Origin of the sequence: Aeromonas sp. A35_P (genome assembly GCF_002259925.1) — a bacterium.
Taxonomy (GTDB): Bacteria; Pseudomonadota; Gammaproteobacteria; order Enterobacterales; family Aeromonadaceae; genus Aeromonas; species Aeromonas dhakensis.
On record NZ_NEVB01000077.1, the window covers coordinates 21,922 to 45,846 of the forward strand.

Annotated in this window: 21 protein-coding genes and 3 pseudogenes; 13 read left to right on the forward strand and 11 right to left on the reverse strand. The window is 62.7% G+C overall.

The features are described 5' to 3' along the window. Nucleotides 1-166: 166 nt before the first annotated feature. A complete protein-coding gene (gene pssA, locus CAK78_RS06120) occupies nucleotides 167-1,516 on the reverse strand; it encodes a CDP-diacylglycerol--serine O-phosphatidyltransferase (RefSeq protein WP_176452699.1) in 1,350 nt (449 codons plus the stop codon). Between the two features lie 146 nt (nucleotides 1,517-1,662). Beyond that, complete coding sequence (gene gntU / locus CAK78_RS06125; RefSeq protein ID WP_094696706.1) at nucleotides 1,663-3,003, reverse strand: gluconate transporter; 1,341 nt, start codon at nucleotides 3,001-3,003, stop codon at nucleotides 1,663-1,665. Between the two features lie 245 nt (nucleotides 3,004-3,248). Between gntU and CAK78_RS06130 the strand changes: the two genes are divergently transcribed. Genes CAK78_RS06130 through CAK78_RS06140 form a run of 3 tightly spaced genes read left to right on the forward strand, consistent with a single transcriptional unit; the run spans nucleotide 3,249 to nucleotide 6,202 of the window. After that, nucleotides 3,249-3,758 carry a gluconokinase gene (locus tag CAK78_RS06130; RefSeq protein ID WP_094696707.1) on the forward strand — a complete coding sequence of 170 codons (510 nt, stop codon included), beginning with the start codon at nucleotides 3,249-3,251 and terminating at the stop codon, nucleotides 3,756-3,758. Beyond that, nucleotides 3,755-5,551 (forward strand): phosphogluconate dehydratase, encoded by a 1,797-nt coding sequence (gene edd / locus CAK78_RS06135; RefSeq protein ID WP_017766243.1) that lies wholly within the window; start codon nucleotides 3,755-3,757, stop codon nucleotides 5,549-5,551. The genes CAK78_RS06130 and edd overlap by 4 nt, the downstream gene beginning before the upstream one ends. 9 nt (nucleotides 5,552-5,560) lie before the next feature. Beyond that, nucleotides 5,561-6,202 carry a bifunctional 4-hydroxy-2-oxoglutarate aldolase/2-dehydro-3-deoxy-phosphogluconate aldolase gene (locus CAK78_RS06140; RefSeq protein ID WP_025202383.1) on the forward strand — a complete coding sequence of 214 codons (642 nt, stop codon included), beginning with the start codon at nucleotides 5,561-5,563 and terminating at the stop codon, nucleotides 6,200-6,202. 97 nt (nucleotides 6,203-6,299) lie between these two features. Here the strand turns inward: CAK78_RS06140 and CAK78_RS06145 are convergent, their stop codons facing one another. Then, entirely contained in the window at nucleotides 6,300-7,307 is a 1,008-nt protein-coding gene (locus CAK78_RS06145) for a substrate-binding domain-containing protein (RefSeq protein ID WP_094696708.1), read from the reverse strand. A 90-nt stretch (nucleotides 7,308-7,397) separates the two neighbouring features. On the opposite strand from CAK78_RS06145, the gene CAK78_RS06150 reads away from it, so the two are divergent. Continuing rightward, on the forward strand, nucleotides 7,398-8,048 hold the full coding sequence (locus tag CAK78_RS06150; protein ID WP_094696709.1) for a Qnr family pentapeptide repeat protein: 651 nt from the start codon (nucleotides 7,398-7,400) through the stop codon (nucleotides 8,046-8,048). Between the two features lie 122 nt (nucleotides 8,049-8,170). Here the strand turns inward: CAK78_RS06150 and envC are convergent, their stop codons facing one another. Then, entirely contained in the window at nucleotides 8,171-9,508 is a 1,338-nt protein-coding gene (gene envC / locus CAK78_RS06155; protein ID WP_094696710.1) for a murein hydrolase activator EnvC, read from the reverse strand. Nucleotides 9,509-9,517: 9 nt separating this feature from the next. Further along, nucleotides 9,518-11,047: a 2,3-bisphosphoglycerate-independent phosphoglycerate mutase gene (gene gpmM, locus CAK78_RS06160; protein ID WP_094696711.1), complete on the reverse strand. Its 1,530-nt coding sequence runs from the start codon at nucleotides 11,045-11,047 to the stop codon at nucleotides 9,518-9,520. Nucleotides 11,048-11,372: 325 nt separating this feature from the next. Here gpmM and CAK78_RS06165 point away from each other — a divergent pair, with 325 nt between their 5' ends. From CAK78_RS06165 to gpsA, 3 genes are read left to right on the forward strand one after another with little or no spacing between them, the layout of a single operon-like run. Beyond that, entirely contained in the window at nucleotides 11,373-11,804 is a 432-nt protein-coding gene (locus CAK78_RS06165) for a rhodanese-like domain-containing protein (protein WP_005307875.1), read from the forward strand. A gap of 47 nt (nucleotides 11,805-11,851) precedes the next feature. Next, on the forward strand, nucleotides 11,852-12,322 hold the full coding sequence (gene secB / locus CAK78_RS06170) for a protein-export chaperone SecB (protein ID WP_005307878.1): 471 nt from the start codon (nucleotides 11,852-11,854) through the stop codon (nucleotides 12,320-12,322). Between the two features lie 2 nt (nucleotides 12,323-12,324). Further along, nucleotides 12,325-13,329 (forward strand): NAD(P)H-dependent glycerol-3-phosphate dehydrogenase, encoded by a 1,005-nt coding sequence (gpsA, locus tag CAK78_RS06175; RefSeq protein ID WP_094696712.1) that lies wholly within the window; start codon nucleotides 12,325-12,327, stop codon nucleotides 13,327-13,329. 69 nt (nucleotides 13,330-13,398) lie between these two features. On the opposite strand, the gene nfuA is transcribed toward gpsA, so the two are convergent. Beyond that, on the reverse strand, nucleotides 13,399-13,977 hold the full coding sequence (nfuA, locus tag CAK78_RS06180) for a Fe-S biogenesis protein NfuA (protein WP_011704302.1): 579 nt from the start codon (nucleotides 13,975-13,977) through the stop codon (nucleotides 13,399-13,401). Nucleotides 13,978-14,057: 80 nt separating this feature from the next. After that, complete coding sequence (locus tag CAK78_RS06185; protein WP_094696713.1) at nucleotides 14,058-14,786, reverse strand: ComF family protein; 729 nt, start codon at nucleotides 14,784-14,786, stop codon at nucleotides 14,058-14,060. Nucleotides 14,787-14,823: 37 nt separating this feature from the next. On the opposite strand from CAK78_RS06185, the gene bioH reads away from it, so the two are divergent. The 4 genes and pseudogenes from bioH (at nucleotide 14,824) to CAK78_RS06205 (ending at nucleotide 17,059) form a co-directional block, all read left to right on the forward strand. Next, a complete protein-coding gene (gene bioH / locus CAK78_RS06190) occupies nucleotides 14,824-15,588 on the forward strand; it encodes a pimeloyl-ACP methyl ester esterase BioH (RefSeq protein ID WP_094696714.1) in 765 nt (254 codons plus the stop codon). A 71-nt stretch (nucleotides 15,589-15,659) separates the two neighbouring features. Continuing rightward, entirely contained in the window at nucleotides 15,660-15,893 is a 234-nt protein-coding gene (locus CAK78_RS06195; protein ID WP_005307918.1) for a flagellar basal body rod C-terminal domain-containing protein, read from the forward strand. A gap of 1 nt (nucleotide 15,894) precedes the next feature. Next, a pseudogene (locus CAK78_RS06200) lies at nucleotides 15,895-16,693 on the forward strand (putative metalloprotease CJM1_0395 family protein). 87 nt (nucleotides 16,694-16,780) lie between these two features. Continuing rightward, nucleotides 16,781-17,059 carry a hypothetical protein gene (locus tag CAK78_RS06205; protein ID WP_094696715.1) on the forward strand — a complete coding sequence of 93 codons (279 nt, stop codon included), beginning with the start codon at nucleotides 16,781-16,783 and terminating at the stop codon, nucleotides 17,057-17,059. A gap of 58 nt (nucleotides 17,060-17,117) precedes the next feature. Here the strand turns inward: CAK78_RS06205 and CAK78_RS06210 are convergent, their stop codons facing one another. After that, nucleotides 17,118-19,427 (reverse strand): Tex family protein, encoded by a 2,310-nt coding sequence (locus CAK78_RS06210; protein ID WP_094696716.1) that lies wholly within the window; start codon nucleotides 19,425-19,427, stop codon nucleotides 17,118-17,120. 259 nt (nucleotides 19,428-19,686) lie between these two features. Next, a complete protein-coding gene (greB, locus tag CAK78_RS06215; RefSeq protein ID WP_011704309.1) occupies nucleotides 19,687-20,160 on the reverse strand; it encodes a transcription elongation factor GreB in 474 nt (157 codons plus the stop codon). Nucleotides 20,161-20,385: 225 nt separating this feature from the next. On the opposite strand from greB, the gene ompR reads away from it, so the two are divergent. Together ompR and envZ are read left to right on the forward strand one after the other, a co-directional pair. Then, nucleotides 20,386-21,105 carry an osmolarity response regulator transcription factor OmpR gene (ompR, locus tag CAK78_RS06220; protein WP_005307934.1) on the forward strand — a complete coding sequence of 240 codons (720 nt, stop codon included), beginning with the start codon at nucleotides 20,386-20,388 and terminating at the stop codon, nucleotides 21,103-21,105. Then, nucleotides 21,102-22,412 carry a two-component system sensor histidine kinase EnvZ gene (gene envZ, locus CAK78_RS06225; protein WP_176452700.1) on the forward strand — a complete coding sequence of 437 codons (1,311 nt, stop codon included), beginning with the start codon at nucleotides 21,102-21,104 and terminating at the stop codon, nucleotides 22,410-22,412. Before ompR ends, envZ begins: the two co-directional genes overlap by 4 nt. A gap of 37 nt (nucleotides 22,413-22,449) precedes the next feature. Here envZ and CAK78_RS06230 read toward each other — a convergent pair. Next, nucleotides 22,450-23,247 (reverse strand): annotated as a pseudogene (locus tag CAK78_RS06230) (DMT family transporter); the annotation flags it as partial. 9 nt (nucleotides 23,248-23,256) lie between these two features. Beyond that, a pseudogene (locus CAK78_RS06235) lies at nucleotides 23,257-23,925 on the reverse strand (IS5 family transposase); the annotation flags it as partial.

Sequence of the window (23,925 nt, forward strand, 5' to 3'; positions counted from 1 at the left end):
GCCCGAAAATACTGTAAATATGTCCAGATGATAGGGCTTATTGCCGTCCCGACGCAAGCCGCGTCGCGCGGTTGGGGGGCGGCCAGCGGGATCGGGGGCTGGAATGAAAAAGGCCTGCCGATGTGCGGCAGGCCCTTGTGAGGATACCCGAGGGCGCGATGCGCGGTCAGATGATGCGCTTGAGCAGGATGTGGGCCTTGACCCTGTGGATCCGGGCCAGCAGCTTGCGCACCTGATCCGGGTAGTCCTGGATCTGCTCGATCTGATCGAAGTGGCTGATGCGCTTGGTGTTGGTCAGGATGTTCTCGCACTCGGCGTTGAACTGGGGCCGCAGCAGGTGGCGGCGATCATAGACCAGCAGGCCGTTCTCCAGATCCAGTGCCCAGGCGCGGGGATTGAGATTGTTGCCGGTGAGCAGGGCCCACTCGTCATCCACGAAGATCCCCTTGAGGTGGTAGGAGTTGCGCTCGCAGCACCAGAGCATCAGGTTGAGACGGCCGGCATCGATATGATGCTGGTTGCGCTCGGCGAACTTGCGCAGGTTGGTCTCGTACAGATAGGGCAGACCGCCGATGGTGGAGAATTTCTCCTCCGGCGGAATGAAAAAGTCGTTGGCGGTCTTGTCGCCTACCACGATCGTCACCTTGCAGCCGCGCTTGAGCAGGGCCTCGATATCCTTGTTCAACTCCTTGGGCGGGTTGAAGTAGGGGGTGCAGATGAAGATTTCCCGCTCGGTGGCCCGCACCAGGGTGCGGATCATCTTGTTGAGCAGGTTGCCGCGCTTGCCCAGGCCGCTCATCGGGGTGATGGCCACCTCCTGGCTGTTGACCGGCATGGTGTCGAAGCGGTACTGGCCGAGGCGCAGGTTGTGCTTGAAGCGGCGGATCGGTCCCTTCAGCTGCTTGGCACTGGGGATGTCGGTACGATCCAGCCGCTGCACCGCCTCGCTGCGCAGGAACAGGTCATCCACGTAGTTGACCATGCTGCGGGTCAGCTCCGGGCTGGTGATCTGGTGATAACGGTCGAAACGGTAGCGATCCTGCTGGTGCAGGTAGATGTCGTTGAGGCTGGCACCGGAGTAGAGCAGGGTGTCATCGAAGATGAACCCCTTGAGGTGCAGCACTCCGAGCAGTTCACGACCTTTCACCGGCACGCCGTAGATGGCGATCTGGTGCTCGTGGCGAGCGGCCATCTCCTGATACATCAGGTGGTTGCCACCCTGCTTGCCCTTGCCGATCAGGCCGCGCTGGGCACGATGGAAGTCGACGAACACCTTGACGTCGAGGGCCGGGTTGCGCTGTTTGGCGGCATAGAGGGCGGAGAGGATCTCCCGTCCCGCCTCGTCATCCTGCAGATAGAGCGCCACCAGATAGATGCGGCGGGTCGCGCTGGCGATGAGCGAAAGGATCCGGCTCTTGAAGTCCTTGGCGCTGCTGAGCACTTCAAACTGGTCTGCGGCGACGGCGATCTGGGGCAGGCGCGCCAGCAGCTGTCGATAATGTGCCGATGAATGCATAGAGAAACCTGAAATCACTGCGTTAAGCGTTCCACTCGGAGCGATGGATAGGCGATTCTAGCAATCTCGCCCTGTTAGCCAAAGAAAGAATCGTCATAAAGATGAAAAAGGCCTCACATCGGAGGCCTTTTTCTGCACGGTCGCGATCAGAGGAAGCTGTAGATCAGCATGGCCATCACGCCGCCCGTGGTACCTATGATGGTTTCCATAACGGTCCAGGTTTGCAGGGTCTGCTTCTCGGTGAGACCGAGGTAGCGGTTGGCCAGCCAGAAGCCGGAGTCATTGACGTGGGAGAGAACTATGGCCCCGCCGCCGATGGCGATGGTGACCGCCGCCAGCTGGGCACCGCTGAGGCCGAGCGGCTCCAGCATCGGCAGCACTAGGCCACAGGCGGTCAGCATGGCGACGGTGGCGGAACCCTGAATGACCCGCACCGCGGCGGCCAGGATGAAGGCCAGCGCAACGATGGGCAGGCCGGAGTCCGCCAGCATGTTGCCGAGGGCGGCGCCCACACCGGAATCCACCAGCACCTGCTTGAACACGCCACCGGCACCGGTCACCAGGATGATGACGCCGGCCGGCTGGATGGCGCTGTTGCAGACGCTCATCACCTCGTCACGGGACATGCCGCGGCGGATCCCCAGCAGGTAGAAGGCGGCCAGGCAGGCGACCATGATGGCGGTGAAGGGGTGGCCGATGAACTCCAGCCAGCCGTGCAGGGGCGTGCCGGCCTCAACGAAGCGGCCGACGATGGTCTTGAGACCGATCAGCAGCAGCGGCAGGCCGATGAGGCCCATGGCCAGCCCGAAGGAGGGCAGGTTCTGGCCGTCGTCATGGGCACTGCTCTGGGCGTCGGCCGGCAGCGGCACGTCGACCACCTTGCTGATCAGCTCGCCAAACAGCGGGCCGGCCAGGATCAGGGCAGGAACGGCGGCGATCAGGCCGAACAGGATCATGTAGCCGAAGTCGGCCCCCAGCTGGGACGCCACCAGGATGGGGCCCGGCGCCGGGATCAGGAAGGCCTGGCAGGTGGCGATGCCCGCCAGCAGGGCGATGCCGATCTTCACCAAGCTGCCGCCGCCGCGGCGGACGATGGCGAAGGCGACGCCGATCAGCAGCACCACCGCCACGTCGAAGAAGAGCGGCAGTGCGCAGACGAAGCCGGTCAGCGCCATGGCCCAGTTGGCGCGCTTGACGCCGAACTTGCCGAGCAGGGTGTGGGCCACCCGGTCGAGGGCGCCGGTGACTTCCATCACCTTGCCGAACATGGCACCCAGTGCCACCACCACGGCGACGAAACCGAGGGTGCCTCCCATCCCTTTCTGGATGGTGGCGGCGATGTCGGCCGGGTTCATGCCGGCGGCGAGCCCCGCCACCATGGAGACCAGGATGAGGGAGACGACCGCGTGCAGGCGGGCCTTCATCACCAGAAAGAGCAGCAGCACGATGGAGCCGGCGGCCGTCATGATCAGGGAGAGGTCAGACATTGTTGTGCATTCCTTGTTCCAAGTTCAGTATCGACACCCTGCCGATCCGTCGGCAGACCATATCTTTATGATTTATTTAGATTTATGGCCAGGGCTCAAACTCGCTTGCCCAGGTGACTATGAGTGCGCTCAGTCTGTGGCAGACTTCACAATTCTTGTTGTTACCGGTAACATGTTACCGGTAACGTGCTAAGTTAGAACCCATCGGCAGCACGTTTTTTGAAAAATGAGATAGAGGTCAAACAATGGCGGGTAAGAGCATTATCGTGATGGGTGTGTGTGGTAGCGGCAAGTCCAGCGTGGGCCTCAAGGTGGCCAGCGTGCTGGGCGCCAAGTTCATCGACGGTGATGATCTGCACCCCAGGGCCAACATCCAGAAGATGGCCGGTGGCAACCCTCTCAACGACGAGGATCGCGCCCCCTGGCTGGAGCGGATCCGCGACGCGGCCTACAGCCTGGAGCAGAAGAACGAGGTGGGCATCATCGTCTGCTCGGCCCTCAAGAAGCAGTATCGCGACCAGATCCGCGAGGGCAACGAGTCGGTCAGCTTCCTCTTCCTCGACGGCAGCCAGCCGCTGATCCTCGAGCGGATGCGGGCCCGCAAGGGCCACTTCATGCGCGAAAGCATGGTACAAAGTCAGTTCGATACCCTGGAGCGCCCGGACGGCGAAGCCGGTGTATTCCACATCGATATCGACGGCACCTTCGAACAGGTGGTTGATCGCGCCGTCACCGCATTGGAGCAAGCCCAATGATCCATCAGGTTATTTCCAGCGTCACCGCCCGCATTCGCGAGCGCAGTGCCGCCCGTCGCCAGGCCTTCCTGGCCCGCATCCAGCGCCAGGCCGATCAGGGCAAGACCCGAGCCGCGCTGGCCTGTGGCAACCTGGCCCATGCCGTGGCAGCCTCCAGCTGTGACGAGAAGGGTCGCATCCTCGACATGACCCGCGCAAACGTCGGCATCGTCACCGCCTACAACGACATGCTGAGCGCCCATCAGCCCTATCAGGGCTATCCGGACATCATCAAGGCCGCGCTGGCCGAGCTCGGCCACAGCGCCCAGGTGGCCGGCGGTGTGCCCGCCATGTGCGACGGCGTGACCCAGGGCCAGCCGGGGATGGACATGTCCCTGTTTTCGCGCGATCTCATCGCCCAGGCGACCGCGTTGTCGCTCTCCCACAACACCTTCGATGCCACCCTGCTGCTCGGCATCTGCGACAAGATAGCGCCGGGCCAGATCATGGGAGCGCTCTCCCACGCTCATCTGCCCACCGCCTTCGTGCCGGCCGGCCCGATGGCGAGTGGCATCAGCAACGACGAGAAGGTGAAGGTGCGCCAGCAGTACGCCGCCGGCGAAGTGGGTCGCGATGCCCTGCTCAAGATGGAGTGCGGCGCCTACCACGCGGCCGGCACCTGCACCTTCTACGGCACCGCCAACACCAACCAACTGGTGTTCGAGGCCATGGGTCTGATGTTGCCGGGCTCCGCCTTCGTGCACCCGCACAGCGAGCTGCGCCGCGCCCTCACCGAGGAGGCGGCCCGCCGCATCAGCGCCATGATCCCCGGCTCCCCGGCCTATCGCCCCCTGAGTGCGGTGATCGACGAGCGCTCGCTGGTCAACGGGCTGGTGGCCCTGCTCGCCTCCGGCGGCAGCACCAACCACAGCATCCACATGGTGGCGCTGGCCCGCGCCGCCGGTCTGGTGCTGACCTGGGACGACATCAGCGATCTCTCCGACGTGGTGCCGCTGTTGGTACGCATGTACCCGAACGGCCCGGCCGACGTGAACGCCTTCGAGCAGGCGGGTGGCGTGCCCGGCCTGATGCGCCGGCTGGCACAAGAGGGGCTGATCCACCTGGATGCCACCCCGGTCTTCGGCGAGATGCAGGATTACCTCAGCCGTCCGGCACTGGTGGATGGCAAGCTGGTATGGCAGCCGGTGGGCGAGAGCAGTGATGCGAGCGTGCTGTCGCCTTCCGGTAGCCGGTTCCAGGCTACCGGTGGCACCAAGCTGCTCTCCGGCAATCTGGGCCGCGCCGTGGTCAAGGTCTCTGCCGTGGCCCCCGAGTATCGGGTGATTGAAGCTCCGGCCCGGGTCTTCTCCTCCCAGCATGCGGTGGAAGCGGCCTACAAGGCGGGGGATCTCAATCAGGATGCCGTCATCGTGGTGCGTCACAATGGCCCGGCCGCCAACGGCATGCCGGAGCTGCACAAGCTGATGCCGGTGCTCGGCAACCTGCAGAAGGCGGGTCACAAGGTGGCACTGGTCACCGACGGCCGCCTCTCCGGCGCCTCCGGCAAGATCCCGGCCGCCATCCACGTCACCCCGGAAGCGCTGCACGGCGGGGCCATCGGCCTGCTTGCCGATGGCGACCTGCTGCGGGTGGATGCGGTAACCGGCAGCCTCGACTGCCTGACCGATTTGAGCGGCCGTACCCAGGCCGAGATCGACCTCACCCTGGAACAAGAGGGGTGGGGTCGTGAACTGTTCAGCGTGATGCGTCGCGCGGTATCGAGCGCCGAGTGTGGCGCCACCATCTTTGACTAAGGAAGAGCTATGCAGAACTGGAAAGTGACCCCGGCCGAGGTGTTTGCCGCCTCCCCGCTGGTACCCGTGATGGTCATCAATGAGCTGGATCAGGCCCTGCCGATGGCCAAGGCGCTGCTGGCCGGCGGCATCTCGGTGTTCGAAATCACCCTGCGCACCCCGGTGGCACTCGATGCGATCGCCCTTATCGCCAAGGCGATGCCGGAGGCCATGGTCGGTGCCGGTACCGTGCTCAACTGCGCGCAGTTTGACGCCGCCGTGGCCGCCGGTGCCCGCTTCGTCATCTCCCCGGGGATGACGCCGGCCCTGCTGGCCCACGCGGCCAAGAGCACGGCGCCGCTGATCCCGGGCGTGGCCACCCCGTCCGAGGTGATGCAGGCGCTGGAAGCGGGCTACGACCACCTCAAATTCTTCCCGGCCGAGGCGAACGGCGGCACCAAGGCGCTGGCCGCCATCGCGGCGCCGCTGCCCCAGGTGAAGTTCTGCCCCACCGGCGGTATCGGCCCGAAAAACGTGGCCGACTACCTGGCGCTCAAGTGCGTCGCCACCGTTGGCGGCTCCTGGATGCTGCCGGCCGAGGCCGTCAAGAACGGTAACTGGGAAGAGGTGACCCGCCTCTCCCGCGAAGCCGTCGCCCTGGTCGCATCCTGAGTTGGCGTCGGCGTGAGCCGGACCTTCCGTTTGCCAGGCAAGCAGGCCACCCTAGGGTGGCCTGCTCTGTTTTGGTTGAACGGCGGGGGTCTGGCCCTCAGCCCAGGCTGTCCCCCTCGTACAGGGAGAAGCCCATGTCTTGCCGGGTGTCGGCCAGCGGTTGGCCATTGAGGCGGGCCAGCAGCATGGTGGCTGCCGCCCGGCCGATCTCCTTGCGCGGCGTGACGATGCTGGCCAGCTTGGGGGTCATGGCGTGGCCGATGTCGAGGGCGTTGCTGCCGGCGATGGCGATCTGCTGGGGCACGGGTATCCACTTGGCCTGACACTGCAGCAGGGCACCCACCGCCAGGTCATCGTTGGTGCAGAACAGGCCGTCCAGATCGGGATAGCGCACCAGCGCCTGCTCCAGTAGCTGGCCACCGAGGGTGAAGCTGGAGGACTGCTCGGTCAGCAAGTGCTGGCCGGTGAGACCGAAATCCTGCATCGCCTGGTAGTAGCCTTCCATCCGCAGCTGGGTGCGCACGTCGAGCCGCGCACCCAGGTAAACCAGCTTGCGTCGGCCCCGGCGCAGCATCTCTGTTACCATGGCCCGGGCGGCTGCCCGATGATCCATGCCGACCACCATGTCGATGGGGCTCTGCGGCAGATCCATGGTCTCCACCACCGGAATACCGGCGGTGGCGATCATCTTGCGGGTGCGCTCGGTGTGCTGGCTGTCGGAGAGGATCAGCCCATCCACGTGATAGGAGAGCAGGGAGGCGACCTGCTCCTCTTCCCGCTCTGGGCTGTAGCCGTAGTGAGCCAGCAGAGTCTGGTAGCCGGCGGGTCGGGTCACCGATTCGATGCCGTGTACCACGGCGGAGAAGACCTGGTTGGAGAGGGAGGGTATCAGGATGCCGATCGCCTTGCTGGTGGCGTTGGAGAGAATATCCGGCGCCCGGTTTGGGATGTAGCCGAGCTCCTCCACCGCGGCGGCGATCCGCTCGCGGGTGCCCTCGGCCACGGCTTGCGGGTCGCGCAGGTAGCGGCTGACGGTCATCTTGGTGACCCCGGTCAGGTCGGCTATGTCCTGCAGGGTAGGGCGGCGCTTGCGGGTGTCGTTCATCTCGGGATCCGGCAGAAATGTTACACGTAACATTACCGTTTTTGTCTAACAAAGTCAGCATATGACGCCATCAACAGGGGGAGTCGCGGGATGATCAAGGACAAGTGCTTCGAGGGCGTCCGCTTCGAGCAGCGGGACCTGGAGGGGGAGCAGTTCCAGGGTTGCCGTTTCATCGGCTGCAACTTCTCCTGGCTCGATCTGGCCGAATGCCGCTTCGTCGACTGCAGCTTCTATGACCGGGAGAGCGAGCAGAGCTGTCTGCTGCAGGGTTGCGACCTGCGCGAGGCCAGCTTCCTGCGTTGCGATCTCACCATGGCCGACTGCAGCCAAAGCCAGTGTCTGGGGCTGGAGCTGCGCGACTGCCAGGCGCTGGGGATCAACTTCTCCCGCGCCAGCTTTGCCAACCAGATCACCGTCAAGAGCTACTTCTGCGAAGCCCATCTGACCGGCAACAACTTCAGCTACGCCAATTTTGAGGGCTGTCTGCTGGAGCAATGCGAATTGAGCGGCAATCGCTGGCAGGGGGCCAACCTGTTCGGTGCCTCGCTGGCGGGCTCCGATCTCAGCGGTTCCGAGTTTGGCCAAATAGACTGGGCCAGCGTCAACCTGCAGGGTTGTGACCTGCGCCAGTGCGATCTGCCGGGGCTGGATCTGCGGCGGGTCAATCTGGATGGGGTGCAAATCAACGAAGATCAGCAGCAGGCCTTGCTGGAGCAGATCGGGCTGGTCGTCTTCCCCTGAGCCGGCCGGAAAAGAGGTAATTTTTCGTCATCTGCCGCCATGCCCTATACCGGCGGCGAACAAAAAAGCCTGCATGATGCAGGCTTTTTTGGATGGCAGGGTTGGCGGCCGGGTGGCGATGATCAGCGCTTGGCCAGCCACTTGGTCGGGTTGATGGCCTCGCCCTGATAGCGAATTTCGAAGTAGAGACCGGGTCTGTCCTGCCCGCCCGAATCGCCAACCAGCGCTACCGGTTCACCCTGTTCCACGTTCTGGCCCACCTGGCGCAGCAGCGACTGGTTGTGACCGTAGAGGCTCATGTAGCCGCGGCCGTGATCGATCACCAGCAACATGCCGAAGCCGTCCAGCCAGTCGGCATAGACCACCTGGCCCGGCGCCACTGCCTTGACCTGGGTGCCTTCGCTGGCGCCGATCAGGGTGCCTTTCCACTTCAGCTCGGCGGTGCGCGGCGAGCCGTAGGCGATGAGGATTGGCCCCTGCACCGGCCAGCGCAGGCTGCCATTGGTCTTGAGGCCGCTGTAGTAACCGGCGCTGCCGATCCCCGAACCTCGCTCGGGCTTGCTGCTGGCCACTTCCTCGGCCGGCTGCTGTTGTTGGGCTGCCTTGTTTTGAGCTGCGAGCCGTTCCTGTTCGGCACGGCGCTGCTCTGCCAGCTTGCGTTGCCGCTCCTGTTCCGCCTTCAGCTTGGCAAGGCGCTCCCGCTCGCGGCGCTCCTGCTCTTCCCGCTGGCGGCGCAGCTCTTCCAGCCGGGCCTTCAGCGCTTTCTCCGCCTTGACCAGCTTGGTCAGCTTCTGTTCGTCATCCTGCACCGACTGCTGCAGCTGGTTGCGCACCTTGGCGCGGCTCTGCTGGCTGGCCAGCAGACTTTGATGGTGCTGCTGCTGTTCGGTGAGCAGGGATTGCAGCCGGCTTTCGGTCTCTTTGGTGGCCTGCTGGTTTTTGGCCAGTTTGGTGCGGGTGGCCCGCAGGGCTTCGATGGCCTCGATGCGTGCCTTGTTGAGGTAGTCGTAGTAGTCGAGGGAACGGCTCAGTTTGGCCGGATCCTGCTGGTTGAGCAGCAGTTTGAGGTAATCGTGGTTGCCGGCGGTAAAGGCGCTCTCCGCCTGTTTGGCCAGCAACTGCTTCTGGCGGCTGGCCTGCTGCTCCAGATCCAGCTTGTCCTGCTGCAGTCCCACCAGCTTCTGCTGGTTCTCTCTGAGCTGCTGCTTGGTCTGGTCGAGCTTGGCGGCGGCGGCCGAGATGGCCTGCTCATCGGTCTTGAGCTGGGTGTTGAGCTTGGCTAGCTCCTGCTTGCTGAGCTTGATGGTCTGCTGCTGTTCCTTGATCTGGGACTGCATGGCGCCCAGCTGCTGGTTGGCAGCCCAGGCCGTGGCCGGCCCGAACGACAGACAAAAAAACAGCGCGCCGGCCAACAGGCCGACGCGACTGGTTTTGGTTGAAATCACTTCGCATCCCCGCATGGGGAAGGATTATTTCAGAATCATCAGGGGCTTGCCAGTCATTTCCGGTGGCACAGGCAGACCCATCAGAGTCAGCATGGTGGGGGCCAGATCGGACAGTTTGCCGCCTTCCAGCACCTCGGCCTTGCGACCGAAGTAGATGAGCGGAACCGGCAGATTGGTGTGGGCGGTATGGGCCTGACCAGTCTCTTCGTCCATCATCTTCTCGGCGTTGCCGTGGTCGGCGGTGATCAGGCACTCGCCACCCACTTCGGCCAGGGCCTCGGTGACGCGACCGATGCAGTGGTCGACCGCTTCACAGGCTTTGACGGCCGCATCGAACACGCCGGTGTGGCCAACCATGTCGCCATTCGGGTAGTTGCAGATGATGACATCGTACTTGCCGCTCTTGATGGCGCCGACCAGCTTGTCGGTCAGCTCTTCGGAGCTCATCTCCGGCTGCAGGTCGTAGGTGGCCACTTTCGGGCTGGCAACGATCTCGCGATCCTCGCCAGTGAAGCAGGCCTCTTCGCCGCCGTTGAAGAAGAAGGTGACGTGGGCGTATTTCTCGGTCTCGGAGATGCGCAGCTGGGTTTTGCCCTGCTTGGCCAGCCACTCACCCAGGGTGTTCACCAGGGCGGTCGGCGGGTAGGCACAGGCGGTCTTGATGTCGGCTGCGTACTCGGTCAGCATCACGAAGTTCAGCGCCGGGGTAGCGGTGCGGGCGAAGCCGGTGAAGTCGCTGTCGACGAAGGCGCGGGTGATTTCACGGGCGCGGTCGGCACGGAAGTTCATGAAGATCAGCGCATCGCCATCCTGCATGGGGGCGGCGGCACCGATGCGGGTCGCTTTGACGAACTCGTCGTTTTCGTCGCGAGCGTAGGCTGCTGCCAGGGCTTCGCTGGCGCTGTCGGCGGTGAACTCGCCCTTGCCCTGAGTCATCAGGTCATAGGCTTGCTGTACGCGATCCCAGCGGTTGTCACGGTCCATGGCGTAGTAACGGCCGATCATGGAGGCGAAGCGACCCTTGCCCAGACGGGCGAACAGGGCATCGAACAGCTCGATGGAGGACTGGGCGGAACGCGGCGGTACATCGCGGCCATCCAGGAAGGCGTGGAAGTAGATCTGCTCGGCGCCACGCTTGGCGGCCATCTCGATCATGCCCATGATGTGCTCTTCGTGGCTGTGTACGCCACCCGGGGACATCAGGCCCATGATGTGCACGGCTTTGCCCTTGCTTACTGCTGCGTCAACAGCCTTGGCCAGCTCAACGTTCTCGAAGAAGGGGCCGTCCTGGATGTCTTTGGAGATGCGGGTCAGTTCCTGATAGACGATACGACCGGCGCCGATGTTGACGTGGCCCACTTCGGAGTTCCCCATCTGACCGTCCGGCAGACCCACGTCCAGGCCGGAGCCGGAGATCAGGGTGCTGGTGTAGTCACGGGCGAGACGGTCGAGGTTGGGAGTCTTGGCGGCAGCGACGGCGTTGTGCTCTTGCTTGGTGCTGTAGCCCCAACCGTCCATGATGACCAGAACCAAAGGTTTCTTAGCTGTTGACATAAGGCTATGTCCTCTCGGATAGGAATGAATTGCGGGAAGTGAAACTAGCGTAATATTACTACATCTGCCGAAATAGTCACCTGATAGCCAAGCCCCGTCCGGCGGGGGCTACACGCTGTTGCCGACCTGTTTCTCCTTTGTCGCCGGCTTGTCGCATTGCACAACGAATCCTCGGTCAGGCCTGCCAGATACCACTTTTTATATTGCTGTCGCATCCCGTATCCAGCCGATGGGAGCCGGCTCCCGCTTTGCCGCCAAGATGGCTGATCTTGGCTGGGTCCCCATGTATACTCGGGCACTTGTCTTGGTCCCTGGATAGTAGAAGATGCAAGAGTATTTGGATTTTGCGGCCCGCAACCCGCTGCTGACCGCAGCTTGGTTCGGCCTGGCGGGCACTCTGGTTTACACCACGGTGCGTGCCCGTTTTTCTCCGGTCAAGTCGGTGAACAACCACACCGCCACCCTGCTGATCAACCGTGAAAACGCCACCGTGGTGGACATTCGCAGTCAGGAAGAGTTTGCCAAGGGCCATCTGGCCGGTGCCCAGCACCTGCCGCTCAGCCAGATCCAGAGCAATAACCTGGGCCCGGTTGAAAAGCATAAAGATGCCCCCATCATAGTGGTGTGCGAGTCGGGGATGACCGCTGGTGGCGCGGGTCGCCAACTGAGCAAAGCCGGCTTCAAGCAGGTGTATGTGCTCAGCGGTGGCATGGCCCAGTGGCGTGCAGAAAATCTGCCGGTGACCAAAAAACGCTGATTTAAGGGCCTGCGCCCACCTATTTTCATAAAAAGGAATCAAACAAAATGGCTGAAGAGATCAACAACCAGGAAGTACAACCGGAATTCCACATCCAGCGCGTCTACACCAAGGACGTCTCCTTCGAAGCGCCAAACACCCCGCACATCTTCCAGAAAGAGTGGCAGCCGGACGTCAAGCTGGACATGGACACCAAGACCAACATCCTGGCCGACAGCGTCTATGAAGTGGTACTGACCCTGACCGTCACCTGCAAGCTGGAAACCGAGACTGCCTTCCTGTGCGAAGTACAGCAGGCCGGTATCTTCACCATCGGCAACCTGCCGGAGCCGCAACTGGCCCACTGCCTGGCTGCCTTCTGCCCGAACATCCTGTTCCCGTACGCCCGTGAAGCCGTGGCCAACCTGGTGAGCAAGGGTTCCTTCCCGCAGCTGAACCTGGCACCGGTCAACTTCGATGCCCTGTTTGCCCAGCACATGGCGCAGGCTCAGGCCCAGCAGGCGACTGCGGAAGCCTGATAATGGCCGACCAGATCGCTATCTCGGTCTTGGGGGCGGGGTCTTACGGCTCCGCCCTTGCCATTTCTCTGGCGCGCAACGGTCATCCGACCCTGCTGTGGGGTCACGACCCTGCCCATGTCGCCGAGCTGGAACAGGATCGCTGCAACAAGGCATTCTTGCCGGATGTCCCCTTTCCCGCCGATCTGCTGCTGACCGCGGATCTGCAACAGGCGGTGCAAGCCGCCCCCGTACTGCTGCTGGTGGTGCCGAGCCATGTGTTCGGCCAGGTGTTGGCCCGGGTCAAGCCCTTCCTGCGCCCCGATACCCGTATCGCCTGGGCCACCAAGGGGCTGGAGCCGGACAGCGGCCGCCTGCTGCAGGACGTGGCGCGCGAGGTGCTGGGTGACGAGATGCCGCTGGCGGTGATCTCCGGCCCGACTTTCGCCAAGGAGCTGGCCGCCGGTCTGCCGACCGCCATCTCGGTGGCGTCGACCCACGACGACTTCGCCGACGATCTCTCCCTGCTGCTGCACTGTGGCCGCTCGTTCCGGGTCTATACCAATCCGGACTTCATCGGTCTGCAACTGGGCGGGGCGGTCAAGAACGTCATCGCCATCGGCGCCGGTCTCTCCGACGGGCTGGGGTTTGGCGCCAACGCCAGGACCGCGCTCATCACCCGCGGCCTGGTAGAGATGCAGCGCCTCGGTGCCGCGCTCGGGGCCGATGCCAAGACCTTCATGGGGATGGCGGGGCTCGGGGATCTGGTGCTGACCTGTACCGACAACCAGTCGCGCAACCGTCGTTTCGGTCTGGCGCTGGGCGCCGGCAAGGACGTCGATACCGCCATGACCGAGATCGGTCAGGTGGTGGAGGGCTCTCGCAACACCAAGGAGGTGCATCTGCTGGCGGCCCGTTGCGGCGTCGAGATGCCCATCTGCGAGCAGATCTTCAAGGTGCTGTACGAAGGCAAGAATCCGAAAGAGGCGGCCATCGCCCTGCTGTCGCGAGACAAGAAGGACGAATAATCCGCCCGCCGCAGAATGCAAAAGGCCCCGCCAGCTGGCGGGGCCTTTTCTTTGCCGAAAAAGAGCAAATCAGTAGTAGGAGTGATCGCCGCGCTGGTGCTCGGTGGCATCCTTGACGCCGTTGAGCTCGCCCGGGAATTTCTCCAGCAGCTGCTTCTCGATCCCCTCTTTCAGGGTGTAATCGACCATGGAGCAACCGTTGCAACCACCGCCAAACTGCAGGATGGCCAGCTTGTCCTCGGTCAGTTCGACCAGGGTGACCTTGCCGCCGTGACCGGCCAGCATGGGGTTCACCTCGGACATCAACACGTACTCGATACGGTCGATCAGGGGGGCGTCATCGGCCACTTTGCGCATCTTGGCGTTCGGGGCTTTCAGGGTGAGCTGGGAGCCCATCTGATCGGTGACGAAGTCGATGGTGGCATCCACCAGGAAGGGGGCGCTCAGGGGATCGACCAGGCAGTCGAAGCCGCTGAAGGGCAGGTGTTGATCTTCCGGATCGACCGCGTCGGGTGGGCAATATGATACGCCGCACTCGGCATTCTGGGTTCCCGGATTGACCACAAACACCCGGATATTGGTGCCATCAGGCTGTTTTTCCAGCAGTTTACGGAAATGGGCCTGGGCGGTGTCGGAAATGCTGATCATCACTATCCTCATAAACCTGAGTGTACGACTAGGGTATTCATGATAACTCTGTTGGCAAGGCTTGGGTAGCGTGCCGTTGGCTACTTGAGGTGCTTGAGGGTACGACAGACGGCCCACACTTCCACCTTTGTGACTCCGCTCTCATGGAGCAGGCGGGTGAGATGGCCGGCGGTGGCGCCCGTGGTGACCACATCATCGAGCAGCGCCACGTGCTGATAATCATGGGGGCGGATCAGGAAGGCGCCGCGCAGGTTGCGCCGCCGCTGGCCCGCACTCAATTTGGTCTGCTGCGGGGTTGCCCTGACCCGGCGCAGCAGCCGATTATCGCAGGGGATGCCGGTCAGCTCGCCGAGGGCGCGGGCTATCTCTTCTGCTTGGTTGAAGCCACGCCACCACTGGCGCCACCAGTGCAGGGGGACCGGAATGATGGCCTCTGGTGGCTCGCGGCAATCCAGATGATCTGCCAGCACTCTGGCGAGCAGCGGGGCCAGCAGGATCTGGCCGGAATACTTCAGCCGTGGGATCAGCATGGGGTAGGGGGGGCGGTAGTCACCTATGACCTGCAGCCGCTCCCATGGCGGCGGCCTGCGCTGGCAGCGACCGCAGATCGGCTCGCGCGCTTCATCCAGTGCCGGCAAGGGGGCAGCACACAAGCGGCAGGTGTGGTCAACCTGCTGCAGGGCCTGTCGGCACCAGCTGCAAAGCAAGGGGTCAGCATCGCAAGGTTGCTGGCAGAGCAGGCAGCTGCCCTGCCAGTCGGCATGGCTGCCGAGGATCGGACTTGCTTTGGCGAGCAGCCGCTTTAACATGCTGACCCCAACAGAGTGAACAGGATCTTGAGTCTAGATGAGCGTATCGGTAGAGCGGTTTGGTCAGGGGCCCGATCTGGTGCTGTTGCACGGATGGGGAATGAATGGCGCGGTCTGGCACGGCATTGTGCCGGCCCTGGCGGCTCGCTATCGCGTCCATCTGGTGGACCTGCCCGGCTTTGGCAACAGCCCGCTGGCGGGTGAGGCCGAGTACAGTCTGCCCTGGCTGGCGGAACAGGTTGCTGCCATCCTGCCGGATAAGTGCCATTTGTTGGGTTGGTCCCTCGGTGGTCTGGTGGCAAGCCGATTGGCCTTGAACCATCCCGAGCGACTGCACTCCGTGATCACGGTGGCCAGCTCACCCTGTTTCATGGCCCGCGACGAGTGGCCCGGGATCGCCCCCAAGGTGCTGACCGGGTTCAACCAGATGCTGGCGGGGGACTTCAAGCAGACCATAGAACGTTTCCTGGCGATCCAGGCCATGGGCAGCGAACACGCCAGAGATGACATCCGCCAGCTGCGCCACTGGCTGGCGGAGCGGCCCGCTCCACAGCTGGCCGCGCTGGAGGCGGGGCTTGGTTTGCTGGCCGATGTCGATCTGCGCGATGAGCTGGTGCAGTTGAACCTGCCCTGGCTGCGGGTCTACGGTCGGCTGGATTCGTTGGTACCCAAAGCCTCCATTCCTCTGCTGGACGAGCGCTACCCGGCCAGCCGCAGTGTGGTGCTGGAAAAGGCCTCACATGCGCCCTTTATTTCTCATCCACAGCAGTTCATTGAAATCATTGAACATTTTGTAGGTTGAAAAATAGCCAATTTGCTTCATTAATCCTCTGGGGTGAAGGATAATTAATCCAGTGTCAGAGGAGAATTGTCATGCGTATAGATTCTGCGTTGAACAGCGGTGTACAGGGGTTCCAGCGTGCGGAGCAGATCGCCGACAAGGCATCCAATCAGATCGCCAGGCTCAACACCCCGAGCGGTGACAAGGTACAGTTGCCCGAGGAACTGGTGAACCTCAAGAGTGCCGAGGTGCAGGCCGGTGCCTCCGCCAAGGTGATCCAGACCGCCAGCGACATGATGGGAACCCTGATCGACATCCGGGTGTGACATGAACATCAATGTCAGTCTGCCGACCATCATTCCCAATCAGCTGCAACCGCAGACGGAATCGGCACGTACTGACAATCGCCGCGCAGCCCTCATCCCCCAGAGCCGCCAGACCGAGGCCTTCAATGCCGAGCCCGAGGTCGGCTCCCAGAAAGACAAATCCAGATCCACTCAGGCCAACGCCAATCAGACCTCCCAGCAGGCACGGGAGGGCTCCCAGACCGGCAACCCGCAGGCTGCCGTCGACAACCGTTTCGTCGAGGCCACCGGTGAAGACGGCCAGCGCAACAATGCAGCAGGATCCCAAACAACAAGAACAGCAGCAGAAACAGGAGCTGCAGATCAAGGCGCTGGCAGACAGGGATCAGGAGGTGCGAACCCACGAGCAGGCGCATCAGAGCACAGGCGGTCAGTATGCCGGCAGTCCGACCTACCAGTTTGCCATGGGGCCGGATGGCAAGCGTTATGCCACCGGTGGTGGTGTTTCCATCGACATAAGTGTCATTCCCGGCGAGCCCAGGGCCACCATCGCCAAGATGCAGCAGGTACGTGCCGCCGCACTGGCGCCGGCACAACCCTCCTCTCAGGATCTGAGCGTGGCAAGGAGTGCCGCGGCCAAGGAGGCCCAGGCCCGCAAGGCGCTGATCTCTGCCGATCCTGGCTCCGAGTTGAAGGCAGATGGCAGTGCCAAAACCGGAGTGCTGAATGGCTACATGGAGCAGCGCAACCAGGTCATTGCCCAGCGCTATCAGCAGGCGGTCAAGCCTGCGACTCCACAGAGCTTCAACCTGAGCGTCTGAGCTCGGCAATTCCCCTGTTTTTCCCCCGCAAGCGGCTATTTGCAACTACTCTGAGGGGTAATCCCATCCACATTCACAGGAGTCGTCATGCACTTTGATGAAGTCAAACCGGAAGATTTTGCCACCTTCTCCCGTGTCCCTCCGCCGTACCTCCAGATGGAGCAGTTTTTGATGCAGCTCGGTGGGGGCGGTACCGAAGGTACCCATTTCAAGAAAAAGGTGATGCTGGCGGCAGGGTGGAGCCATACCGGCGTCGTCTCTTATGGCAAATATCCACAAGAGGCCTGCAAGGCATTCAACCGGCTGCGGGAGGTGCTGGCGGCCCATCAGGAGGCCGACGCTATTCTGAGCGCACTGGCCGAGTGAGGCGGCTGCACCACCGGCACAAAAAAGCCCCTCGCGGGGCTTTTTGCATTCTGGGGACTTATTTCTTCAGTTTGGAGAGGGCGGCGGCGAAGGCGTTGCCCATGGCGCCGTCGGTCGGGGCGTTCTGACGGGGGGCCTGTTTCGGCTTGGCGTTGTTGCCAGTGTGGTGCGGCTCGGCTGGTTTGCGCGCTGGCTGGCCGGCCTTTTCATCCAGACGCATGGTCAGGCTGATGCGCTTGCGCGGTACGTCCACCTCCAGCACCTTCACCCGGACAATGTCACCTGCCTTGACCACCTCGCGGGGATCCTTGACGAAGCGATCGGTCAGAGAGGAGATATGCACCAGGCCGTCTTGATGGACGCCGATGTCGACGAAGGCGCCGAAGTTGGTGACGTTGGTGACCACCCCTTCCAGTATCATCTCGGGTACCAGATCGCTGATTTTCTCCACCCCTTCCTTGAAGGTGGCGGTCTTGAACTCGGGGCGCGGGTCACGGCCCGGCTTGTCCAGCTCGCCAATGATGTCGGTGACGGTGGGTACCCCGAACTGCTCATCGGTGTAGTCGGCGGGCTTGAGGGTGCGCAGCAGGCTGCTGTTGCCTAGCAGGCTGTCGACGGTCTGTTCCAGTCTGGCGAGGATCCGCTCCACCACAGGGTAGGATTCCGGATGCACCGCCGAACCATCCAGCGGGTTGCTGCCGCCACGAATGCGCAGGAAGCCGGCGCACTGCTCAAATGCCTTGGGGCCGAGCCTGCTCACTTTCAGCAATTGCTGGCGGTGTTGGAAGGCGCCGTGCTCGTCCCGGTAGGCGACTATGTTCTGGGCCAGGGTCTGGGAGAGGCCTGATACTCGGTTGAGCAGAGCGACCGAGGCGGTATTCACATCCACCCCGACCGCGTTCACGCAATCCTCGACTACCGCATCGAGCCGGCGGGCCAGCTGGCTCTGGCCGACGTCATGCTGATACTGGCCGACGCCGATGCTCTTGGGGTCGATCTTGACCAGCTCGGCCAGCGGATCCTGCAGGCGGCGGGCGATGGAGACGGCGCCGCGCAGGGAGACGTCGAGATCCGGGAATTCCTGGGAGGCGAGTTCGGAGGCGGAGTAGACCGATGCCCCGGCTTCACTCACCACGATTTTCTGGGCCTTGGCGTCCGGGTAGCGCTCAAACAGGTCGCTCACCAAGCGGTCGGTCTCCCGCGAGGCGGTGCCGTTGCCGATGCTGATGAGCTCGACCTTGTGCTTCTGGCACAGCTCGCTCAGGGTCTTGAGGCTCTGGTCAATCTGGCGCTTGGGTTCGAACGGATAGATGGTCGCGGTATCGACCAGCTTGCCGGTGGCATCCACCACGGCCACCTTGACCCCGGTGCGGATGCCGGGATCCAGCCCCATGGTGCAGCGCATGCCGGCCGGTGCCGCCATCAGCAGATCCTTGAGGTTCATGGCGAACACCTTGATCGCCTCCTCTTCCGCCGACTCGCGGATGCGGCCAATGAGCTCGGTCTCCATCTGCAGGGAGAGCTTGATCTTCCAGGTCCAGCTCACCACCCCCTGCAGCCACTTGTCGGCCGGGCGGTTTTGCAGGTTGAGCCTGAGGTGATGGGCGATGATCCCCTCGCAGGGGCTGACGCTCTCGTCGTCACCGGTGACCAGCGCCAGGTTGAGCACGCCCTCGTTGCGGCCGCGCAGCATGGCCAGCACCCGGTGGGAGGGGGCCTTGTGCAGCGGCTCGTCGTGCTCGAAGTAGTCCTTGAATTTGGCCCCTTCCTGCTCCTTGCCGGCCACCACGCGGGCGCGCAGGGTGGCGTTGTGCCACAAATAGTCCCGCAGCTTCTCAAGGAGATCAGCCTGCTCGGCGAAGCGCTCCATCAGGATGTAGCGGGCGCCGTCGAGGGCGGCCTTGCCGTCAGTGATCCCCTGCTCGGCATTGAGGAAGCGAACTGCCTCCTGCTCGGGATCTTTCATGGAATCCCCCAGCAGCAGATCCGCCAGCGGCTCCAGCCCCATCTCGATGGCCATCTGTCCCTTGGTGCGGCGCTTGGGCTTGTAGGGGAGGTAGAGATCTTCCAGCCGGGTCTTGCTGTCGGCCTCGTTCAGCTCGCGGGCCAGCTCGGGGGTCAGTTTGCCCTGCTCTTCGATGGAGCGCAGGATCACCTGGCGGCGATCCGCCAGTTCACGCAGGTAACCGAGGCGGCTCTCCAGGGTGCGCAGCTGGCTGTCGTCCAGACCGCCGGTCACCTCTTTGCGGTAACGGGCGATGAAGGGGACGGTGGCGCCTTCGTCCAGCAGGCGAACGGCGGCCTGCACCTGTTCCGGGCGGGCATTCAGCTCACCGGCAATCTGATGTTCTATAACGTGGCTTTGCATCGAGGGTCTCTGTAGTCGGGTCCAGAACAACGGGCTGGCGCGAGGGCGATGTCGCCGGGCAAGAGGCTGTCAGGGCGGTGCTCAAGGTAACAGCCAGGCCACTGCCGCGCGGGCCGGTTGGCGCCGCAAGGCGCCGGGTGTGAGCACTATATGGGGTCGGGCGGCGGGATGCCACCCCGGCAGAAATGACACTTGTCATACCCGGTAGGCGGGCATGCTGGCTTCGTCAGCCGATTTGGCAGCCAGGGCCGGCGCCGGCTTATTTGGGATAGCTGATCTCATTGATGTACCAGCAGGCGTCACCGACTGGCGTACGCACTATGGCCTCATCGCCTACCTCTTTCTTGAGCAGGGCGCGGGCCATGGGGGAGTCGATGGAGATGTAATCCTTGCGCTCGAAGATCTCGTCATAGCCGACGATGCGAAATCGCTTGGTCTCTCCCTCCTCGTTTTCCACCTCGACCCAGGCGCCAAAGAAGACCTTGCCCTCCTGGGCGGGGGAGTAGTCGACGATCCCCAGCTCCTCTAGGCACTTGCGCAGGTAACGGACCCGGCGGTCGATCTCCCGCAGCCGTTTCTTGTTGTATTGGTAGTCGGCATTCTCGCTGCGATCACCGAGGCTGGCCGCCCAGGCCACTTTGCGGGTGGTCTCGGGGCGCTCCTCGCGCCAGAGGAAATCGAGCTCCTGCTTGAGCTTGTTGTAGCCTTCACGGGTGATCAACTTGGTCTTCATGGAGGGTCCCTGTGTCGATGGGGCGGATGAGCCTCTTATGGCCCGGCAGATCTTATCCGCTGTCGCCTTGCTGTCGAGCAAAAACTGGCGGGCCAGATGACGCTGGGGGCAGGGGAAAAGTGGCCTCATGCCGGCAGCGCGGGCAATAACCGGTAACATATTTATGCTTTGCCGTTACGAGTCCGGGCTCTAGTATTGGCAGCATATCGAGAGGAGAGGCAAGCAATGAGTCAGCAATACAAGGTTCTGGTCGTCGACGATGATTTGAAATTACGTTCCCTGCTGGAGCGCTACCTGACCGAACAGGGGTTCGTAGTTCGGGGCGTCGCCAATGGCGAACAGGCCGACCGCCTGCTGACTCGTGAAAATTTCAGCCTGATGGTGCTCGATCTGATGCTGCCGGGGGAAGACGGCCTCTCCATCTGTCGCCGCCTGCGCGAGGCCGGCAACCAGATCCCGGTGCTGATGCTGACCGCCAAGGGGGACGAGGTGGATCGCATCGTCGGCCTCGAGATGGGAGCCGATGATTACCTGCCCAAACCGTTCAACCCTCGTGAGCTGCTGGCCCGGATCCGCGCCGTGTTGCGCCGGCACACCGTCGAGTTGCCGGGTGCCCCCTCTACCGCCGAGAAAGTGGTGAGCTTTGGCAGCTACCAGCTCAACCTGGCGACCCGAGAACTGAGCCGCGATGGCGATCCGGTGGCACTGACCAGCGGTGAGTTCGCCGTCCTCAAGGTGCTGGTGAGCCATCCGCGCGAGCCTCTCTCCCGCGACAAGCTGATGAACCTGGCCCGCGGTCGCGAATATACCGCCACCGAGCGCAGCATCGACGTGCAGGTCTCCCGCCTGCGCCGCCTGCTGGAGCAGGACCCGGCACAGCCCCGTTATCTGCAGACCGTCTGGGGTCTGGGCTATGTATTCGTGCCGGACGGTGATGGCGAATGAAGAAAGTGAGCAGCATGTTTTCCCGCATGCTCTGGTTTTTGGCCGCCGTGCTGGTGGTCTATCAGTTTGTCTCCTATGCCACCTTCTACAACTACCTGCTGGCGCCGACCGTCAAGCAGATCAGCCACCTGCTGGCCAATCAGGTCAAGCTCATCTTCCCGGTCGAGAGCAACCAGCTGGCGCTGAGTGAAGATGCCGAGGCGCTGGTCTACGTGGCGACCGGCAGCGACATCTATACCCAGACCGAGGCGGAGCAGCACGGGCTCAAGGAGTCCAAGCCCTACACCTATCTGGAGGAGAGCATCAGTCGCGAGCTGGGGGGCAAGACCAAGGTGCGGGTCGAAATCCAGGATCACTACATCATCTGGATCCAGCCGCCCCAGGCCAACAAGGTGTGGGTGCGCATCCCGCTGACCGAGATCGAGGACGACGACATAGAGCCGCTGATCCTCTACATGAGCGTGCTGCTGGTGGTTACCCTGTTCGCGGCCTGGCGGTTTGCCCGCCAGCTGGTGCGGCCGCTGGAGGAACTGGAGGCGGGGGCCGTGGCGGTTGCCCGTGGTAACTTCCCCGATGCGCTGGGGGAGCAGGGTTCGCGGGAGGTACGCCGGCTGACCCGCACCTTCAACCACATGTCGAGCTCCATCAAGAACCTCATCGAAGAGCGAAACATGATGATGGCGGGGGTTTCCCACGATCTTCGTACGCCGTTGACCCGTATCCGGCTGGCGACCGAGATGATGTCCTCCGGAGATGAGTATCTCAAGGAGAGCATCAACGCGGACATCGACGAATCCAACGGTATCATCGATCAGTTCATCGATTACATTCGTCCAGATGAAGGACTGGATACCCAGCCGGTGGACCTGACCCAGCTGATCCACGATGTGCTGCTGGTGCAGACCGAGCAGGGGCTGGAAGTGGAGCTGGATCTGCCGGCCGAAGCGGTGCGGGTGGCCTGCAATCCCATCAGCATCCGGCGCATCCTCAATAACCTGTCGGGCAATTCGTTGCGCTACGGGGCGAGCCGGCTACAGGCCGAGCTCAAGGATGACGGTCACTGGGTCCGGTTGCGCTTGTCGGATGATGGCCCCGGCATTCCGGAACAGGATTACTACCGGGTGCTCAAGCCCTTCACCCAGGGGAACGAGGCCCGTACCGGCAGCGGCAGTGGGCTGGGGCTGGCCATCGTCGCCAAGATCGTCTCCCAGCACCACGGCACTATCAGACTGGGGCGTGCCGAGCAGGGGGGCTTGCTGGTGGAGATCCGGCTGCCCAAGAACCAGCCGCTGGAGTGGATTGATTGAACGAAGGGCGCATCCGTGGATGCGCCCTTCTGCATTGTCAGGCCTGCGGCTCGGTTGCCTTGCGGTAGCGCCTGCCGTACTTCAGCTGCTGGATCAGCAGAGCGGCGACGATGAGCGCCAACCCGATGGGGGTGGCCGGGTGGATGGTCTCGCCGATCAACAGGTTGAGCAGGACCAGCGAGGCAAAAGGCGAGATGAAGATGAGGTTGCTGATGGGTGCCGTGTTGGTGGCGTGGCGCAGTGCCATCAGCCAGAGCACGAAGCCGAAGCCCATCTCGAACAGCCCGACATAGATGGCGCCGGCCCATCCCTGCCAGGCGGTCATGGCAAAATCGGAGAGCAGCCAGGTCGCCACGACGATGAAGGGCAGGCTGATGATGAAGCCGAGCAGCAGGCTGACGATGGGATCCCCCTGATTGCGGGTGTTGAGGATCCAGTAGCCGGCCCAGATGAGGGTCGACACCAGCGCCAGCGTCACGCCGAGGGGGCTGTCGAACTGCAGACCGAACACATCCCCCCTGGTCGCGATCACCAGCGCACCGAAGTAACCGAGCACGATGGCCACCCCGTCGCGGCGGCGCAGCTTCTGGCCGAGGAAGGGGACGGCCAGCAGACTGAGGGTGATGGCCCAGGTGTAGTTGAGGGTCTGCGCCTGCTGGGCTGGCAGCAGGTCATACGCCTTAAACAGCAGTAAGTAATAGAGGAAGGGGTTGAGCACCCCCAGCGCCAGATAGTAGAGGGGACGCCCTTTGATGTAGCTGAGCAACAGCGGCAGTTTGCCCTGACAGGCCACTATCACCCCCAGCGCCAGGGTCGAGGTGCAGGCCGCGACTAGGCTGCGTTCTCAAAATGCTGGTTTTCTGTCCACCAATAGTTCCCGTAAGTAACGAAGGCAGAAAGCCAGCTTGATAAAAGCAGCAAAACTTCCCGCCAGCTTTTCATACCTCGTTGAGAATCGGCGAAACTTCTTCAGCCATCCGAAGCACCGTTCGACCACATTTCTCCTACGATAACGAGCTTTGTCTAACACCAGTGGACGTCCCTTATGGTGCCGTTGCTGGTCGCTGCGTTGCGGGATAACCGCTTTTATCTTTCTGCGCCGGAGTTCTGCCCGCAGAGCCCTGCTGCTATAGGCCTTATCTGCGGCAAGATGAGTTGGCCGAGTGCGATAACGGCCTGATGAAGTCGGGATCCTTGCCATGGCCAACGCACTTGTCGCATATCTGATTTCCGCTGATTGCCCCGGCGAAAGGCAGAACCCCAGCGGTAAACCATTACCATCAGTGACCAAGTGAATTTTGCTGCCAAAACCACCACGAGAGCGACCAAGGGCTTGATTCACCGGAGAGTTTTTTTACGCGCTCCGGCAGCATCTTTGGATGCCCTGACATTGGAGCCGTCAATGCACCACAGGTCGAAGTCGATAAGCCCTTCTTCATTGAGATGCAGTTGCAACGCAGCAAGGATGGCATCGATACGACCTGTACTCAGCCAACGTCGAAAGGTGTTATAA

Coding starts and splice junctions, on each gene's coding strand:
- gpmM (WP_094696711.1), bottom strand. CDS start 11,047: ATGTCAACAGCTAAGAAACCTTTGGTTCTGGTCATCATGGACGGTTGG.
- CAK78_RS06140 (WP_025202383.1), top strand. CDS start 5,561: ATGCAGAACTGGAAAGTGACCCCGGCCGAGGTGTTTGCCGCCTCCCCG.
- pssA (WP_176452699.1), bottom strand. CDS start 1,516: ATGCATTCATCGGCACATTATCGACAGCTGCTGGCGCGCCTGCCCCAG.
- bioH (WP_094696714.1), top strand. CDS start 14,824: ATGAGCGTATCGGTAGAGCGGTTTGGTCAGGGGCCCGATCTGGTGCTG.
- CAK78_RS06150 (WP_094696709.1), top strand. CDS start 7,398: ATGATCAAGGACAAGTGCTTCGAGGGCGTCCGCTTCGAGCAGCGGGAC.
- CAK78_RS06185 (WP_094696713.1), bottom strand. CDS start 14,786: ATGTTAAAGCGGCTGCTCGCCAAAGCAAGTCCGATCCTCGGCAGCCAT.
- CAK78_RS06130 (WP_094696707.1), top strand. CDS start 3,249: ATGGCGGGTAAGAGCATTATCGTGATGGGTGTGTGTGGTAGCGGCAAG.
- CAK78_RS06165 (WP_005307875.1), top strand. CDS start 11,373: ATGCAAGAGTATTTGGATTTTGCGGCCCGCAACCCGCTGCTGACCGCA.
- gntU (WP_094696706.1), bottom strand. CDS start 3,003: ATGTCTGACCTCTCCCTGATCATGACGGCCGCCGGCTCCATCGTGCTG.
- CAK78_RS06195 (WP_005307918.1), top strand. CDS start 15,660: ATGCGTATAGATTCTGCGTTGAACAGCGGTGTACAGGGGTTCCAGCGT.
- edd (WP_017766243.1), top strand. CDS start 3,755: ATGATCCATCAGGTTATTTCCAGCGTCACCGCCCGCATTCGCGAGCGC.
- CAK78_RS06145 (WP_094696708.1), bottom strand. CDS start 7,307: ATGAACGACACCCGCAAGCGCCGCCCTACCCTGCAGGACATAGCCGAC.
- secB (WP_005307878.1), top strand. CDS start 11,852: ATGGCTGAAGAGATCAACAACCAGGAAGTACAACCGGAATTCCACATC.
- envC (WP_094696710.1), bottom strand. CDS start 9,508: ATGCGGGGATGCGAAGTGATTTCAACCAAAACCAGTCGCGTCGGCCTG.
- gpsA (WP_094696712.1), top strand. CDS start 12,325: ATGGCCGACCAGATCGCTATCTCGGTCTTGGGGGCGGGGTCTTACGGC.
- nfuA (WP_011704302.1), bottom strand. CDS start 13,977: ATGATCAGCATTTCCGACACCGCCCAGGCCCATTTCCGTAAACTGCTG.
- CAK78_RS06205 (WP_094696715.1), top strand. CDS start 16,781: ATGCACTTTGATGAAGTCAAACCGGAAGATTTTGCCACCTTCTCCCGT.
- CAK78_RS06210 (WP_094696716.1), bottom strand. CDS start 19,427: ATGCAAAGCCACGTTATAGAACATCAGATTGCCGGTGAGCTGAATGCC.
- ompR (WP_005307934.1), top strand. CDS start 20,386: ATGAGTCAGCAATACAAGGTTCTGGTCGTCGACGATGATTTGAAATTA.
- envZ (WP_176452700.1), top strand. CDS start 21,102: ATGAAGAAAGTGAGCAGCATGTTTTCCCGCATGCTCTGGTTTTTGGCC.
- greB (WP_011704309.1), bottom strand. CDS start 20,160: ATGAAGACCAAGTTGATCACCCGTGAAGGCTACAACAAGCTCAAGCAG.